Below are 16832 nucleotides of genomic sequence, written 5' to 3'. Positions count from 1 at the left end.
CTTAGCAACTTAGAATCTCAGAATCTTAATAATGGCATGTCCCTCTGGGTCGGGCTATCCGTTTCAATCTTTTGTGGTGAACCCCACCACAAAAGGATTTCCACTTCTATCCCTCATGCGGGTTTAGTGGAATTAATGTTTTTAAATTATGAAATTAGCTGACTAAAAAGAACTTAAGTTTATTTTTTCGTTCAGTTCATTGTAAATTTTTCTCGTGCATGGAGTTTCAATATTTAATTCGATTCCGTAATTAATTATTGGACTTGCAAATAATTCCAACTCATTATTTGCTTTGTTTGAGTTTATATCAAGCTGTAAGGAAGTTGGTGTTTTCGGCGGAAAAGTTGATGCTTTTTCAAAAGTCTTTTCTATGATTTCGGTACTTAATTCAATTCCTTTTTTATTGGCTATTAGTTTAATCTCTTGCATGATTTCTTCAGCTTCACTTCTTTGTATAGGATTTGTACAAACTTCTCCAATAGACGAATTGTATTTGGAAGTTACCAAGCCAAAACTGGCAATAAAAATAAATTTCGTCCAGATTTCAGTAAAAGAATTGTCTTTCAATTCAAAATCGATGCTGCTTTCAGATAATAAATCAATTATCCAGTCAATGTTTTCATTAAAATTTTCAGGATCACGTCCAATGAATATCTTTCCTGGTTTTCCTTTGTGTTCGACTATTCCCTTTTCTTTTATATGAGAAGCGACATAAATGCAACTTGGTAGAATAGTATTTTTAGGAATTAATTTTCTTATTCTTTCATAAATATCAGCGCCATTCATCATTGGTAATATGATAGTTTCTGGGCTTATAATTTGAACCATCTGCTTACAGATGTTTTCAAGATCATATTCTTTTGTGCAAAGTAATATTAAATCAGGAGAAGAGATTTCTTTTATATTATCACAAATAAAATCAGGTTTTGTAACCGAATTAGGATGCTCATCAGAAATTAAAACTAATCCATTATTTTTAACAGCATCGTACGTTTGTTCTCTGGCAACAAATGTAATTTGATGCTTTTTTTTAGTTTCATTGGTTTGATTTATTTTAAAACCAAAATAGCCTCCAACTCCTCCGAGTCCTACTACAATAATATGTTTTCTTTTCATTTTTTCATTTTTTTACAAATATCATTTCTTCTGTATTTAATAATACTTGTCAAATGATAAGAATTTAAAAATGGGATGTGTCTCTTCTAATACGGCTTAATGAAGTATCGGTAATTCCTAAATACGAAGCTATAATTTTAAGCGGGACATGCTTAAATATATCGGGTCTTTGCTTTAAAAGTTTTAAATATCTAGTTTCGGCTTTTTGACTTATCATTTCGATAAGTCTATCGTTAAGATTGTGATAATTAATTACAAACAATAGTCGGCTAAATTCTCTAAATTGAGAAATAGAATGAAAATTGTCTTGAACCGTTTCTAAATCCGTTTCCCAAAAAGTACAATCTGTAATGGTTTGAAATGTTTCTTTGGTGGGTTCTTTTTTAAAAAAAGAAAGAAAATCGTTTACAAAGCAAGGTGCTGTGAAGATATTTGTAATGATTTCATCATTATCTTCATTTAAAATAAAAGATGCCATGTAGCCTTTTTCTAAGAAATAAGTTTTGGTGCTTACAGTTTCTTTATCCAGAAGAATTGAGTTTTTTTCTAATTTAAAAGGAGTAAAATTTTTAGTAATTTTTTCTACTGTTTCTTTTTCTATTGGAAACAGAGAATGGAAAAAGTTATTTAAAACTAATTTATTTTCTTGATGAGTCATTGTTTAATTTCTTTTGGATTTTTAAGGTGCACTTAAGGTCTGCAAAATTTCATCCAAAACTTTTTGAATTTACTTTCTCGATTCCAACTCTCGTTTAATCTCTTTTAAATTCTTAATATTCAAAAAAAGAATAGGCAACAAAGCAATCGGAATAACATTCATGGCACTAAAACCTTTCATAAAAATAATGAATAGATTAAGAACGAATAACATAAAAAGTACAACGCAAAAAATAGTATTCACAGTTTTTAATGTCTTCTGATTTTTAATCAGTTCTTCAGTAGTCATATCGCTGAATTTGGTATCCTTCATTTGGTATAATTTTTATTTAAGAAAATTAAATAGTTATTTGGAATGACTGATTTTTAAAACTTTTGCATTCCTAGCGTCAATTATAATTAAAAATGTTCCGCCCTGTTCTCCCCACATTAACGTTCCGTTAATAACATAATGATTATAAATTCGATTTACTTCATAAGGTTTTTGATGTGTAATTTCATCTTCTCCATAAATATTAAAAAGAATAGGCTCTGCGATTTTGATTGCAGTTTGATTGTCCTTAATGAGTAATTTTTTGTTATCGACAAAATTGTCCTTCCTTGGATTTTCAAGTGCATCTTTTAATTCAAATTCAGCCTGATCGCTTCCAAACTTTGAATGAGAACAGCAACTGAAAATAAGAATTAAAAGAAGAGCAATTAGAATTTTAACCTCAATTTCTCTTTTAGATAAAAATTTCTTGATCAAATGAGTTAGATATAAATTAGCACATTTCTTTTAACTGCTCCAAATAATCTCTCTGATTCGATAATCTCGGAATCTTATGTTGGCCTCCTAATTTGTCTCTTTCTTTCAGCCAATCATAAAAAAGATTTTCACGAGCAACATTAATCACCAAAGGATTAAGAGTCATATTGTTGTAACGTTTTGCTTCGTAATCTGAGTTTAAAGTCTGCAACGTTTCGTCTAAAACTTTTTGGAAAAGACCAACATCAGCAGGATGTTTCTTAAATTCAATCATCCATTCGTGAGCGCCTTTTTCTTTATCTTGCATAAAAATAGGAGCTACTGTATAATCGATAACTTCAGTTTGGGTTACCTGACAAGCTTTTGCAATAGCCTGATCAGTATTTTCTACCATTAATTCTTCCCCAAAAACATTAATATGATGTTTGGTTCTTCCCGTAACTCTAATTCTGTACGGATTTAAAGAAGTAAAACGAACCGTATCTCCAATCAAATAACGCCACAAACCAGAATTGGTAGTAATTACAATGGCGTAATTTTTATTCAATTCTACATCGGCCAGGCGAACTACTTTTTGGTTTGGAGTTCCAAAAGTATCCATCGGAATAAATTCGTAGAAAATTCCATAATCCAACATCAATAATAAATCACTTGAGTTATTTAAATCCTGAATAGCAAAGAACCCTTCAGAAGCGTTGTAGATTTCATAATATTTAAAATCTTTACTTGGTAAAATTTTCTTGTATTGTTCTTTGTACGGAGAAAAACTTACACCACCATGAAAATAGACTTCAAGATTCGGCCAAATTTCCAATAAACTTTGTTTGCCAGTATTTTCTAAAACTTTATTCATTAAAACCAGCATCCAAGATGGAACTCCAGCAAAACTGGTTACGTTTTCATTTTTAGTTTCGTTGATAATCGCAGCCATTTTAGTTTCCCATTCGCTCATTAACGAAGTTTTACTGCTAGGTGTACTACTAAATTCAGCCCAAATAGGCATGTTTTCAATCAAAATTGCCGATAAATCGCCAAAGAAAGTATTGTTGTTTTCGTAAATCTGAGAACTTCCTCCCAAACGAAGGCTCTTTCCCAAAAACAATTCAGAATCTTCATTATTATTCAAATAAAGACACAAAAGGTCTTTACTTCCTTTATAATGGCAGTCTTCCAAAGCTTCGTTACTTACTGGAATAAATTTGCTTTTTGCATTTGTGGTTCCGCTAGATTTGGCAAACCATTTAATTGGCGTTTCCCAAAACACATTTTGTTCGCCCAAACGCGTACGTTCGATTAGCGGTTGTAATTCTTCATAAGTGGCAATTGGAACTCTTTCTGCAAAGGTTTGATAAGAGTTAATACTCGAGAAATCATATTGTTTTCCAATAACCGTATTTTCAGATGCCGTCAATAAGTTGTGCAATAATTCTTCCTGAACTTCATTTGGGTATTTTAAAAAAAGCTCTATTTGATGAATCCTTTGTTTAAGGACCCAAGATGCAAACGAATTGATAATAGATAAAGGCATGGATTTGTTTTTTAGTTAACTAATTTTAGGTTTTAAATCTTACAATCTGTGTAAAACAGAAAACTTAAAATTTGAATATCGATAGACAAATAGTAACTTTGTCTTCATATCAAAAATAATATTTTTTTGTAATAAACAATTCGATTTAAGGTAAAGATTCTACCTGATAAGTCGAATTTTAACACAAAAATTTTAAATCTTTTGATAAATCTAAATCAGCAATTATAAATAAAAATTACGAATGCAATATCAAGGTGTACTCACAAAAATGCAAACCGAACTTGGAAGTCCAATTCAATATTATTTGGTTTTCGAAGATAGTTTCTTAAATGTTAATCAATTATTAGATAAAGAAATTGAAATCAATTTTGTGGGCTGTCAATGCTTAAATTGCGGTAAAAAGAAAAAAATATACCGACAAGGTTTCTGTTACGAGTGTTTTTATTCAAGCCCTGCAGTAGGAGATTGGATTATGAGACCAGAATTGAGTACAGCGCACTTAGGAATTGCAGATAGAGATTTAGAATACGAATCAAAAGCGCAATTGCAACCGCACGTTGTGTATTTGGCTTCGGCTTGCGAAATAAAAGTGGGAGTGACTCGCAAATCGCAAGTTCCAACTCGTTGGATCGATCAAGGTGCATCTCAAGCGATTGCCATTGTTGAGGTTCCAAACCGATATCTGGCGGGAATAACAGAGGTAGCATTAAAAGACCACTATACAGACAAAACCAATTGGAGAAAAATGTTGCAAAACGCTGTTGAAAGTTTTGATTTAATTGCAGAGAAAGCAAAAATTGAAAGTTTAATTCCAACAGAAGTTAGAGATTATTTTTATGCTGAAAAAAATGATGTTTACGAACTTCAGTATCCCGTTTTGAGTTATCCTGCTAAAGTGAACAGTTTAAATCTTGATAAAACACCTTCTTTCAGCGGAAAATTAACTGGAATTAAAGGTCAATATTTACTATTTGAGAACGGTACAGTTTTTAATATTCGCGGATCTGAAGGCTACGTAGTTTCAATAAATGTCTAGGTTTTCTAGGGAGTTGTCGATGTTTATTGCATAATAGTCTATTAATTTGTTAATTCTGTGATAATTTGTTGTAATTTTAGCTCAATTCCAAAACACGAAAAGGTGTAAATGATGATACATTTGATTACAATTTTGTAACAAATGCTTATTGGAAGAATTTATTTTTAGATAATAAAAGAAGGTAGATTTGAGACTGCCACTATTTCTAAAATTTAATTAAGATTTTATAATCAATAAATTATTCCATAAATGAGTGTTTTAAGCAAAATAAACGTACACAGACGTAGCATAATGCGGAATCTGACTAAGAATGTTGGAAAGACAAATTTGCAGGACGATTTTATTTTGGTCGATAAGAGCGAGATCAAAAAAGTTCTAATCTGTAGACCAAATGGAAGATTAGGAAACCTTTTGTTAATCACGCCACTTGTTCAAGAAGTGTCTGAAATGTTTCCAAATTGTAAAATTGATTTATTTGTAAAAGGAACGTTAGCTCCAATTATTTTTGAAAAATACGATACTGTTGACAAAATAATTCATCTGCCTAAAAAACCATTTAAAAGTTTGCTAGCCTATTCAAAAGTCTGGATTTCATTAAAGAGAACACCATATGATTTAGCGATTAACGTAGATCAAAACTCTTCTTCTGGACGATTAGCAGTTCAATTTTCAAATGCCAAATACAAGTTTTTTGGAGACTCAAATGAGGAAGAAACAGAGCACAAAAGTGATTTTGAACATATTGCAAAATATCCTGTTTATAATTTTCGAAATTATCTTTCAAAATTGAGACTACCAACTAACAGCAACAAAATAATTGCTCCTTTAGAACTTAAATTATCTGCTTCTGAAATTGCAGAAGGCAGAAAGATATTAGGAGAGCTGACAAATAACGATAAAAAGACAATCTGTATTTTTACCTATGCAACAGGAACAAAATGTCTTTCGGAGGAATGGTGGGAAAAATTTTATTCTCAACTTACTTCAGAGTATAAAGACTATAATATTATTGAGATTTTGCCTGTAGAGAATGTGTCGCAAATTGGGTTTAAAGCACCAACATTTTACAGTAAAGATATTCGAGAAATAGGATCTGTTATTGCAAATGCAGATTTGTTTATTGGTGCTGACAGCGGAATTATGCATTTATCAAGTTCGGTACATACACCAACTATTGGATTGTTTTCTGTATCTAATTTGAAAAAATATGAACCGTATGACAATTGCAGTATTGGAATAGATGTTAATCTCTACACGAAAAAACAATACATAAAAACAATAAATTCAATTTTGAATAACGGTAGATTAAATTTTTATTCAAGAGCAATATAATAAAAAAAATCCTGTTCATTCGAACAGGATTTTTTTTTAAAAGATGCTAAGTTTCTAAGATACTGAGGTTCTAAGTTTTTTAAGCTTTAGATAAACTCAGTATCTTACAACCTTTGCATCTTAGCAACTTTTTTATGGATTCTTTTTCTTAAACAATCCATTCAATAAATCACTCGCTTTTTTAGTTACTTCCTGAGTTTTTTGCTCTTTCTCAGTTTTAGCTGCTTGAGTTGTATCTTTCGCTTTAGTATTTTTATTGATTAAATCTGTAAGTGCGGTAGTTCCTTTTTGAGTCAGTTTTTCTTTTTGCTGATTAACCAATTGTGTAGTCAAATTGCTTACAGCAGCTTTCATATCTGTACTGATCTTAGGATTTGAAAAGTTACCCGTCAAAGCGGCATTAATTGGAATGTTTTCCAATTTTGCAGCATCAGCAGGAGATAATTTTGCAATTAAATTATTGGCTTCAGTTCCTAAATATTTAGCAGGAACATCAAATTTTAGAGTATAATTCATAGTTTGATCGAAACCATGAGTTCCTCCAACCGTTACTTTAATATCTTGGTATTTAATATCAAAAGGTTTAACATTTACTTTTCCATTATCAAAAGTTAAAGCAGCTTTAATGTCATTCAGGTTCACTTTATTTAAATCAAGAAACTTAACATTAGAACTTAATGCAGTAAGTAAAGTAGAGTTACTCGAGTTTACTGTAGTAGATAGTAATTGGCCAATTAAATCTCCTGAAATTGATTTAAGATCTGGAGTCAATTCTTTAGCATCCAAATTACCATTTAATTTGATAGTCGAATTTAATTTTCCGTTGATGATTCCCGCAATTGGAGCGATTTTTTTCATCATATCCAATTGTGTAAAAGTCTGTGCAATATCAACTTGATTGAAACCTAAGTTCATATCAAATGTAGGTACTTTTTCTTTTGTAGAAACAGCTCCGTTAAGACCAATTGATCCGCCGAAGATATTAGTTTTAAAGTTTTGAAGAGTTGCTTTCTCGTCTTTAATAATTAATGTTCCAGCAACATCCTGAAGTTTTAAATTATCGTATAAAACGGTTGTCGCTTTAGCATTTAAAGTACAGTTTAAGAAAGCCGGAATCTTCATCGCCTCAGCTGGTTTCGCTTCTGTCTTTGCACTTGCAGGTTCGCCAGAAGTCATAAAATCATCAACAGCCAATTGTTTTGAACTCATGTTGAAATTTCCTCTTAGTTCTTGTTTTTTAAACATAAAACCATAAAAATTTTCTAGAACTCCGTTAATGCTAATATCACTTTTTCCAGTTGTAGCATCAAATTGTTTTAAGTTGATTTTGCTCGGATTAAATTCGACCAACGCTGTACTGATGTTCATTGCTTTATTGTTTTCATCAGTATATTTAAATCCTGACAAACTCATTGTACCCGCATTTTTTATGTTCTGATATTGACTTTTTTCTACAGAAGCCATATCAAAATTTGTTGTAACGTCAGCTTTTAAAATACCCGCCAAAGGCTTATCCATTTTAATTGGATAGGCTTTCGAAAGATTAGCTAGGTTGATTGTTCCTTTTAAAGCTGCATCAACAATTGGATTTACCGTTATGTTTTTGATATTCGCTTTAGCGCTAAAAACATCCTGATCAATTCTGAAAGATAACTTATCTAAATTAACGTAAGTATCATTTAAGATTCCGGTTTCGTTAATGATTTTCGTATCAATTACAATATTCTGAACCGATTTTGGAAGGTTTGGATATTGGAAAGAAGAGTTGTTTGATGCAATTTCGATGTTAAATTTAGGAACTGTAGTATCTGTCAATTCACCCTTTGCAAAACCATTTACAGTAAAATCTCCAGTCGTTTTTACACCTTCTAAACTAGATGCGTATGCCGAAGGAATTAAACCTAAGAAGTTTGTAAACGATGAAGTAGGCGTTTTGAATTTCAAATCGTAAATCTGAGCTTTTTCAGTCATTTGAATAAATCCATCAAACTCTAAAGGCAATTGATTGATTAAAGCTTTATTTTCTTTGAAAGTATATTTGCTCTTCTCTAAATCAATTCCAAGAACGGCGTCTAAAGTCAGTTTCACATTTTTCATGTAATTCATTTTATCCATGTCTAATGAAACTTTTGCGGTAGATTTTGTTGTCAAGTCTAATTTTGAATTGGTAAAATCTCCAGTTCCTTCGTGGTTTAAACTGTCAATTACCATTTTAATTTTAGAACCTTGATCGATGTATCTAAAAGTAAAATTCTCAATCTTATAATTTTGAATTTTAAGTGCAAGAGGTTTGCTTGCTTCGTCTTTTTTATCGTCTTTTTTGTCTTTTAAGGCAATATCGAAGTTTCCGACACCATCTTTATTGAAGATAATGTTTATTAATCCGTTTGTAGAACTGATTCCCTGAATGCTTAAAGGCTCATCTTTTCCTTTGAAAAGTTCTTTAACGCTCATTTTTAAATTCAATTCTCCTAAAGAAACCAATGTGTCACCTTCAAAAGGAGCTTTGTTGATGATAACTAATTTCTCGATTCCAACCGTTGCATTAGGGAAATTTTTAAATAAACTTAAATCGGCATCTGTAAAACTTACTTTGGCATCAACACTTTCGTTAATTGCTTCGACGATTTTAGATTTGATTTGGTCTTTAAACAAAAACGGAATGGCAAATAAGGCAGCAATAAATACCACAATAAATATGGCACTTATTTTTAAAACTTTTTTTAGCATATATTAATAGATTTGAGGGTTAACGTTTTAAAATCGACTCCTGCAAAAATAGTTTTTTTTACTACAGTTTGCAGATAAAGTTTTCTTAAAAAAGTAGGAATTTTATTAAAATTGTTAAATAAAAAAATCCGTTGAGAACTATTTTCAAAACGGATTTTTAAGTGAATTTATTTTATTATTTCTGAATAAATGAAACTATCTTCTCGACCAAGACTTCCGAAATAGGAAATGTTTCATTGTTGTAGGTGGCTAAATTGGCTTCCTGATTGCCTTCAACAATTTTCATGATATGATTCATTTTATCAATAATCTGCAAATCTGCATTTTTGTTGGCTTGTTTTAAATTCTCTGCATCTTTTACTGCAATTTGAATATCATTATTTCCTTGCAGAATTAAAACAGGAATAGTAAGTTTTTGTATTTCGGTCTGCGGATTGTATTTAAACCACGAAATCAAATAGGGTTGAATGCTTGGCCTGAAAAGAGAATTCAGCATTGGGTCGATTTTTTTAACCTCGAATCCGTTTTTTAAACTATCGATAATCGGAAAAGTCATATCGTTTAGCTGTTTCATTGATTTTGCACCAATCTGTGTTTTTAGAATTTGATCTGCTGGTTCGCCCGCGCCCGCAATAGAAACAAATTTGTCTGCTTTTGCACTTGCAACCATTCCAATTAAAGAGCCTTCACTATGACCAATGATGATTATTTTAGAAAAACGCTTATCTTGTTTCAAGTAATTAATCCAGCTTTTGGCATCTTGAATATAATTTTCAAAAACCAGACTGCCTTCAGATCCGCCTGCTGCCTTACTTTCTCCTATAGCCCTTTTATCATATCGCAAAGAGGCAATTCCGTTTTTAGCCAAAGCTTCTGCCAGCATTTTCAACGAATTGTTTTTCATCATCGGATTATTCCCGTTTCTGTCTGTTGGGCCAGAGCCAGCAATGATTAAAGCAACCGGAAATTTTTTAGTCAAATCTGGAGTTGTCAGCGTACCGAAAATCTGGTCGTTGTTAATCTTTAATATAGCCGGAGTTTCCTTAAACGTGATTTCTTTTTTGTCTTGGGCATTTATGAAACTCCAAAACAAAACCGTTAAAAAAAGAATTACTTTATTCATCTTTTAATTCAATTAATAAATATTGATTCCGTAGGGCAATATCGTTTGCACTCCTTTTTGTTTTTGAAATTTCTTAACCTGTTCGATAAGAAGGTAGTTTTCTTCGCCAATTTCTTCTTTTATAAAAGCTTCTTTCGATTTAGCAAAAGGAAGATTAGAAAGAAGATCGTTTAGTGTTTTTTCGTATTCAGGATAATTCTGAGTGCTGTATTTTTTTACTTTAGCAATTTTAGCTGCTTCAGCAATCGCATCATTCAATCCGCCAATTTTATCCACCAAACCAATTTTTAAAGCTTCAGTTCCTGACCAAACGCGACCTTGCGCAATTGAGTCGACTTGTGCAAAAGTCATTTTTCGACCTTCGGCAACATGAGTTACAAAAGTGTTGTATACTTTTTCAACTCCTTCTAAAGTAAAAGCTTTGAATTTTTCATCAACAGGTACAAACGGACTGTAGTTTGCTGAGTTTTCATGCGTTTTAACTTGTTCAGAATTGATTCCTAATTTGTTTGCCAATGGACTAAAGTTTGGCAGCATTCCGAAAACTCCAATAGATCCTGTAATGGTATTGTTTTCAGCAAAAATTTTATTGGCGTTACAAGCGATATAATAACCGCCAGAAGCCGCATAATTACCCATAGAAACCACAACAGGTTTAACTTTTTTAGTAATTTCAATTTCCCTCCAGATTAAATCAGAAGTTAGTGCACTTCCGCCCGGACTGTCAATTCTAAGGACGATTGCTTTAACATCATCATTTTTTCTAGCTTCTTGCAAAGAGCGGCGCATAGAACCTTCTCCAATTGTATTTACATCTCCTTCACCGCTTCCAATTTCGCCTTGAGCGTAAATAATCGCAATCTGATCGCTTGAAGTATCGGCCAAAGCTGTTGTTACGTGATTTTGAGTGTAATCTGAGATTGAAATTTTGTTGTAATCTTCATCTTTGTCTACTTTTAGAACTTTTCTAATGGCATCGTGGTAAACATCTTCGTAAGCAATAATATCTACTAAATGCTGCTGTTTTGCCATTTCTGGAGTTCTAGCCAAAAGACCGTTTGCAATTTCGTTTAATTTTGGTAACGAAATATTTCTGCTTTTTGAAATATCTGCCGAAACGATACCCCAAATAGAGTTTAAAAGTGCAGTAATCTGCTCTCTATTGGCATCGCTCATTTTATTGTCTAAGAAAGGTTCAACAGCACTTTTGTATTTTCCGTGACGAATTACCTCCATATGAATTCCAGATTTATCTTGAAAATCTTTGAAAAACATAACTTCAGAAGAAAGTCCTTTAAAATCTAAATCTCCAGCTGGATTTAGATAAATGGTATTGGCAACCGAGTTTAAGTAATATTCTTTTTGAGAATACGTATTGGCATAAGCCCAGACAAATTTTCCAGATTTTTTGAAGCTTTCTAAAGCATTTCTTAAATCTTTATATTGTGCAAGACCAAGAGACGATTCATCATTTAAGATTGAAATTCCTTTGATGTTATCATCTGTTTTTGCCGCTTCAATAGCATCAATTACATCGGTCAAACCAATGCCTTTTTGTTCAGAAAAACGAGTTACCCATGGATCTTTATATTTTCCTGCGTAATCGTTTTTAATTTCTTTTAAATTTAATTCAATAACCGAATTGGATTTAACAGAAACGCTATCGTCACCGCCAAAAACAACTCCGATAAAGAGCACTCCAAAAAAGAAGAGCATAATAAAAACAAAAATACCAATAACTGTGGCAATTACATTTCCTAAAAACTTCATATGTATATTTTTTTAATAAGTAGCAAAAAAGGGCAAAATGTTACAAACTAGACATCTAAATTTAGGATTGAATTTGAGACGTCGTTTCACAAATATATTGGTTAATTCTAAAATAGTTTTAGTTAATTTGCATTAATTATGAAATTACAGCATCAAATCGTTTTATCGATAGGCAGCAACCAAGGCAGCAGACTAGAAAACATTCAAAATTGTATTGATTTAATACATCAAAATGTGGGAACTGTTATCGAGGTTTCAAAACTTTATGAAACTCCTGCATGGGGGTTTGAAAGTGATGCTTTTTATAATTGCGCACTTCTTTTGCATACCAATTTATCTGCGCAAAAAGTATTAAATCAAATTTTAAAAGTCGAAAAAGAACTAGGAAGGATCCGTTTGAATCAAGAAGGGTATCAGTCTAGAATTATTGATGTTGATTTGATTGCTTTTGATAACGAAATAATTGATACGGAAAAACTTCAAGTCCCGCATCCGCTAATGCAGAACAGAAATTTTGTTTTGCTTCCAATGCAGGATTTAAAGTTAAGTTGGAAACATCCGATTTTGCAAAAAACAATTCCCGAATTGATTGCCGTAACTCCAGACGATAGTGTTTGTACAGTTGTGCAGAATCTGAAAAGTCCAATTGCACAAATTCCTCTAAATCAATTTAATTATGTTGCTTTTGAAGGGAATATTGGGGCAGGAAAAACTACTTTGGTGCATAAGATAGCCGAAGATTTTAACGGAAAAACTGTTTTAGAACGATTTGCAGATAATCCGTTTTTGCCCAAATTTTATAAAGATCAAAATAGATATGCGTTTCCTCTAGAAATGTCTTTTCTGGCGGACCGTTATCAGCAATTGGCCGATGATTTGGCGCAATTCGATTTGTTTAAAGATTTTATAGTGGCCGATTATCATATTTTTAAATCTTTGATTTTTGCGAAAATAACGCTTGCCGAAGATGAATATCGTTTGTATAGAAATCTGTTTGATATCATTTATAAAGAAATGCCAAAACCCGATTTGTATGTTTATTTGTATCAAAATACAGAACGACTTCTTCAAAATATAAAAAAACGCGGACGTATTTACGAACAGAATATTGAAGGATCCTATTTGGATAAAATCAATAATGGGTATTTGGAATACATAAAATCTCAAACCGATTTGAATGTTTTAATCATTGATGTTTCAGACCGAGATTTTGTAAAAAAACACGAAGATTATCTTTATATATTAAATGAAATTAAGAAGAAGCTTAATTAATTGAGATAATTAGATAATGTGTCAATTAGATAATTTTTTAGAGATGTCTTTTTTTAATTATCTAATTATCAAATTGACATATTCTCTCATTAAAAACTATCTTTTCAAAGTAAAATGTCCTCTTAAAATAGGCGTTGAATCATCTACTTTTAAAGCATACCAATAATCTGAAGCAGGAAGCGGAACTTGATTTAAAGTACCGTCCCAAGTCATTTTGAAGCGGCTTAATTGTGCTATTAATTTTCCGTAGCGGTCAAAAATCGTAACGACCGCCTGAGGATAATTTTCCATTCCGGTTACTTCCCAAACATCGTTGTAAGTATCGTTGTTTGGTGTAAAAAATGGAGGAAAAACGAGCACTACAAATTGTTTGGTATTTTGCCCGCAGCCACTTTTTTCTCGTGCATACGCAGTTTGTAATCCGCCAGGAACATCGTAGAAAATAGTAGAATCTTGAAAATTGACACCATCTACAGAATATTCATAATAATCTTCTGCTTTTACAGGATAGATAATAGCTCTAGTTCCTTCAACATCAACTCGCGCAATTTGAGGAATTTTATGTTCTTCGACTATAATTGTTTTTGTACTCGTACAATTTTCAGGAGACGGACTTGTAACGGCTACCGTGTATGTTCCGCCAGTACTAACAGTATTAGTTTGAGTTGTAGCTCCATTTGACCATAAATAATTCATTCCAGAAATTCCAGCATCTAATGTTATGGTCTTAAATTCGCACAATGACAAAGTTTCATCAGTAACAGCTGGAGGTGTGTAAATCTCAATATTTATTGGAGTTCTTGTTGGGTTGATGCATCCAGTATTTGATGCTTCGGCATAATAAGTGGTATTGGATGAAATAGTTGGAGTGGTAAAAGTTGTTCCCACATAAAGACTTGTTCCTCCAGTTGCTGAAGCATACCAATTTATGGAACCAATATTTGAAGTTGCTTTAATAGTCAGAGTTCCTGGGCCACAATTGGTATAGGTGTCTCGTTCTGCAATAGGAGTCGAAGGAGTTATATTTACAGTTGCAGTTATCGATTTTCGGTTTAGTTCGCAACCTGCATCAACATAATAAATGGTAGTTGTACTTATTATTGGAGTGGTGTAGGTAGTTCCGGTTCCTAATAAATTTCCTCCTGTAGCGGCATCGTACCAGTTAATCGTACCAGCATTTGCGGTTGCAGTTAAAGTAAAACTTCCTGAGTTGCAAACGGGACTCAGATTGCTAGCTGGTGTTGCCACAGGAATAGTGATTTTGGTACTGGTTGCAATCTGTAAAGGAGTTTCGCCCGGCATTCCGCCATATTCTACCACATATCCTTTTGGCTGATAATCGCCAGAGGTATCTCCTGCATTTGATAAGTCGTTCCAAGAGCCTCGTATTCCTACACCAGGTTGTGTAATATGAGCATAATCTTCATCGCCTTGTTGGTTGGGTTCATTTGTGTTCCAAAAAGCATAATTTGGTGTTGATCCGTTTGCGTTTCCATTCCAAAAAATAGTTCCTGCTTCAGGACCCGTAACCCATTTCCAGACTCCTTCAGTTTCGGCATCGCTGCCTCCAATCCATCCCGTTCCAGAAGCTTGTTCGCCAATTAGTTTTGCTTCATCAGCAGATAAAATAGTGGCTAAATAACCTTGAAGACCATAATAAGTTCGAGCCGCTGCCGCATCTCTTGCTGCTGTCCATGTTATTCCGATACTTGGAACATATTCATAATAATGCTGTGTAGAGGGTAAATAATTTGCTTTACCCATTGTAATAGAAAATGTCTTGATTCCAGAAGCCGTTGCAGAAGAATTTGTAAAGGCAACATCTTTAATAGCGGCAACAAAATCGGAATATAAAACATCGGCTCCAGTGGTAGTGCTAGATAATGTTATTTTTCCTGCCACAGGATCCCAACTTGTGGTAATGTTAGAATGCGCTGTAGGATTTAAAAGTTCAAGTTTATCAAAACCGCTAGAATATCCAGAAGAAATTTGAATATAAATGGCTTCGGTTCCAGTTTCAGAAGGATCGTTTGTTATGGTTACGTCTGTTACAATTTTTATAGTGCTTTGAGGACAGTATAATTGATCGCCAGTAGCTTTAATTACTGGCGGCGCAACAGCCGAAAATTTGCTGCAATCGTTAGAATAAGTAGCTGTATTGTCTTTGTAAGCAGACCAATTGGCATTAGAATAATTTGCGTTGTCTACTTGAATGCAGCTAAGGCTTGGGTTGGAGATAAAACTTAAATTATTAAGTAGAGTATTGTTTCCGTTTTTTAAATTCAAAGAACTTAATGAATTACCATTGCAGACAAAGCTGGTTAACTTAGGATTTTTAGAAACATCTAAAGAAGTTAATAATGTGTTAGAACAATATAACTGTGTTAGTTTGGGGTTTTTAGAAGTATCAATATTGGAAACCTTTGTCGAACGAAAAGATAATGATTCTAAAGCGCTATTGTTTGTAATATCTAGATTTGATATTGGATTACTACCAATATTTAAATTGTTCAAACTTAAATGTTTTGTTGCATCGATGCTAGTTAGTTGATTATTGCCAGCATCTAAAACAAATAACTGAAGATTTTTAGAAATGTCCAATGCACTTATTTTATTGTTATTTAAAGTTAAAGTTTTTAATATGGGGTTATTGCTGACATCTAAACTTGTAAGCTGATTGATATCGCAGGATATGCCTTGAATAATAGTATTTTGACTAACATCTAGAGTGGTTAATTTATTGAAACTGCAATTTAAATTATCAAGATTTATGTTTTTACTGATATTAAGATTTGTTAATTCGTTGTAATTGCAGGATAAACCGATTAATGCTGTATTGTTTGATAAATCTATATCTGTTAATTTGTTTCTGTCGAAAGATAAATGTTTTAATGCTGTGTTTTGGGTTACATCTAGATTTGTAAGATTGTTGCCGCCGCAATTAAAAATGGCTAAAAGGTTATTGTTAGATATGTTGATGCTATTTAATTTGTTTCCATTTAAATGTAGTTCAGTCAGATTGATGTTTTTTGATAAATCAAGACTGGTTAGATTGTTGAAGTTGCAGCTTAGAAGCTTTAGCTTTGTGTTTTTTGTGATATTTAAATAGCTGATTTTGTTATTCCTATCAGGATCATTATTGGTTGCTCCTAAGTCTAAATATTCCAGATTTGTAAAGTTTTCTATTCCGGTTAGATCTGAAATATTTTTTCCTTGTAGCACTAATGTCTTCAGATTAATAATATTTGCAGTCAGAACTTGACCATCAATAGTGCCACTATCAATATTTAAATCGATTAAAGCTTGTTCGAAGTTAGAATCGGGAATTGAAGTATATTGTTGTGCAGATCCAATAAAACTGGACAGCAATAAAATGAATAAAAAAGATGCTTTTAAGAAATAATTATTTTTCATTTTATAAAAGTATCAATTTTATAACAACAAAAAAATATATTTACATTTCTAACATATTTAGGCTTGAAAATATCATAAAATCACATTTTTTTAATAAAAACCCGAT

At 32.3% G+C, this 16832-nt stretch carries 12 protein-coding genes; 3 read left to right on the top strand and 9 right to left on the bottom strand.

Annotated elements, in window-relative coordinates:
• Positions 1 to 162 precede the first annotated feature (162 nt).
• The 5 genes from NCC77_RS01600 to NCC77_RS01580 form a co-directional block, all read right to left on the bottom strand.
• Positions 163 to 1116, bottom strand: coding sequence for a ketopantoate reductase family protein (locus tag NCC77_RS01600; protein ID WP_250834082.1), 954 nt, complete (start codon positions 1114 to 1116; stop codon positions 163 to 165).
• A gap of 64 nt (positions 1117 to 1180) precedes the next feature.
• Positions 1181 to 1774 carry a Crp/Fnr family transcriptional regulator gene (locus tag NCC77_RS01595; protein WP_250834081.1) on the bottom strand — a complete coding sequence of 198 codons (594 nt, stop codon included), beginning with the start codon at positions 1772 to 1774 and terminating at the stop codon, positions 1181 to 1183.
• Positions 1775 to 1843: 69 nt separating this feature from the next.
• A complete protein-coding gene (locus tag NCC77_RS01590; RefSeq protein ID WP_250834080.1) occupies positions 1844 to 2086 on the bottom strand; it encodes a redox-active disulfide protein 2 in 243 nt (80 codons plus the stop codon).
• Positions 2087 to 2119: 33 nt separating this feature from the next.
• A complete protein-coding gene (locus NCC77_RS01585) occupies positions 2120 to 2521 on the bottom strand; it encodes an NTF2 fold immunity protein (protein ID WP_250834079.1) in 402 nt (133 codons plus the stop codon).
• A 16-nt stretch (positions 2522 to 2537) separates the two neighbouring features.
• A complete protein-coding gene (locus tag NCC77_RS01580) occupies positions 2538 to 4049 on the bottom strand; it encodes a GH3 auxin-responsive promoter family protein (protein WP_250834078.1) in 1512 nt (503 codons plus the stop codon).
• Positions 4050 to 4290: 241 nt separating this feature from the next.
• On the opposite strand from NCC77_RS01580, the gene NCC77_RS01575 reads away from it, so the two are divergent.
• On the top strand, positions 4291 to 5085 hold the full coding sequence (locus NCC77_RS01575) for a DUF2797 domain-containing protein (protein ID WP_250834077.1): 795 nt from the start codon (positions 4291 to 4293) through the stop codon (positions 5083 to 5085).
• Positions 5086 to 5334: 249 nt separating this feature from the next.
• Positions 5335 to 6417 carry a glycosyltransferase family 9 protein gene (locus NCC77_RS01570; protein ID WP_250834076.1) on the top strand — a complete coding sequence of 361 codons (1083 nt, stop codon included), beginning with the start codon at positions 5335 to 5337 and terminating at the stop codon, positions 6415 to 6417.
• A 132-nt stretch (positions 6418 to 6549) separates the two neighbouring features.
• Here NCC77_RS01570 and NCC77_RS01565 read toward each other — a convergent pair whose 3' ends face one another.
• From NCC77_RS01565 to sppA, 3 genes are all read right to left on the bottom strand, one after another.
• Positions 6550 to 9147, bottom strand: a complete 2598-nt coding sequence (locus tag NCC77_RS01565) for an AsmA-like C-terminal region-containing protein (protein WP_250834075.1) — start codon at positions 9145 to 9147, stop codon at positions 6550 to 6552.
• Between the two features lie 175 nt (positions 9148 to 9322).
• Positions 9323 to 10270, bottom strand: coding sequence for an alpha/beta hydrolase family protein (locus NCC77_RS01560; RefSeq protein WP_250834074.1), 948 nt, complete (start codon positions 10268 to 10270; stop codon positions 9323 to 9325).
• 12 nt (positions 10271 to 10282) lie between these two features.
• Positions 10283 to 12040, bottom strand: a complete 1758-nt coding sequence (sppA, locus tag NCC77_RS01555) for a signal peptide peptidase SppA (protein ID WP_250834073.1) — start codon at positions 12038 to 12040, stop codon at positions 10283 to 10285.
• 138 nt (positions 12041 to 12178) lie between these two features.
• Here sppA and folK point away from each other — a divergent pair, with 138 nt between their 5' ends.
• A complete protein-coding gene (folK, locus tag NCC77_RS01550) occupies positions 12179 to 13312 on the top strand; it encodes a 2-amino-4-hydroxy-6-hydroxymethyldihydropteridine diphosphokinase (RefSeq protein ID WP_250834072.1) in 1134 nt (377 codons plus the stop codon).
• A gap of 96 nt (positions 13313 to 13408) precedes the next feature.
• Here folK and NCC77_RS01545 read toward each other — a convergent pair whose 3' ends face one another.
• A complete protein-coding gene (locus NCC77_RS01545; protein ID WP_250834071.1) occupies positions 13409 to 16726 on the bottom strand; it encodes an Ig-like domain-containing protein in 3318 nt (1105 codons plus the stop codon).
• Positions 16727 to 16832 lie beyond the last annotated feature (106 nt).

The sequence above is a fragment of the Flavobacterium tyrosinilyticum genome (assembly GCF_023656565.1).
Lineage (GTDB): Bacteria > Bacteroidota > Bacteroidia > Flavobacteriales > Flavobacteriaceae > Flavobacterium > Flavobacterium tyrosinilyticum.
Note: the sequence above shows the minus strand (reverse complement) of the source record. Positions and strands in the feature narration are given on the sequence as shown.

Coding starts and splice junctions, on each gene's coding strand:
- NCC77_RS01565 (WP_250834075.1), bottom strand. CDS start 9,147: ATGCTAAAAAAAGTTTTAAAAATAAGTGCCATATTTATTGTGGTATTT.
- NCC77_RS01545 (WP_250834071.1), bottom strand. CDS start 16,726: ATGAAAAATAATTATTTCTTAAAAGCATCTTTTTTATTCATTTTATTG.
- NCC77_RS01600 (WP_250834082.1), bottom strand. CDS start 1,116: ATGAAAAGAAAACATATTATTGTAGTAGGACTCGGAGGAGTTGGAGGC.
- NCC77_RS01560 (WP_250834074.1), bottom strand. CDS start 10,270: ATGAATAAAGTAATTCTTTTTTTAACGGTTTTGTTTTGGAGTTTCATA.
- NCC77_RS01575 (WP_250834077.1), top strand. CDS start 4,291: ATGCAATATCAAGGTGTACTCACAAAAATGCAAACCGAACTTGGAAGT.
- NCC77_RS01580 (WP_250834078.1), bottom strand. CDS start 4,049: ATGCCTTTATCTATTATCAATTCGTTTGCATCTTGGGTCCTTAAACAA.
- sppA (WP_250834073.1), bottom strand. CDS start 12,040: ATGAAGTTTTTAGGAAATGTAATTGCCACAGTTATTGGTATTTTTGTT.
- NCC77_RS01570 (WP_250834076.1), top strand. CDS start 5,335: ATGAGTGTTTTAAGCAAAATAAACGTACACAGACGTAGCATAATGCGG.
- NCC77_RS01590 (WP_250834080.1), bottom strand. CDS start 2,086: ATGAAGGATACCAAATTCAGCGATATGACTACTGAAGAACTGATTAAA.
- folK (WP_250834072.1), top strand. CDS start 12,179: ATGAAATTACAGCATCAAATCGTTTTATCGATAGGCAGCAACCAAGGC.
- NCC77_RS01595 (WP_250834081.1), bottom strand. CDS start 1,774: ATGACTCATCAAGAAAATAAATTAGTTTTAAATAACTTTTTCCATTCT.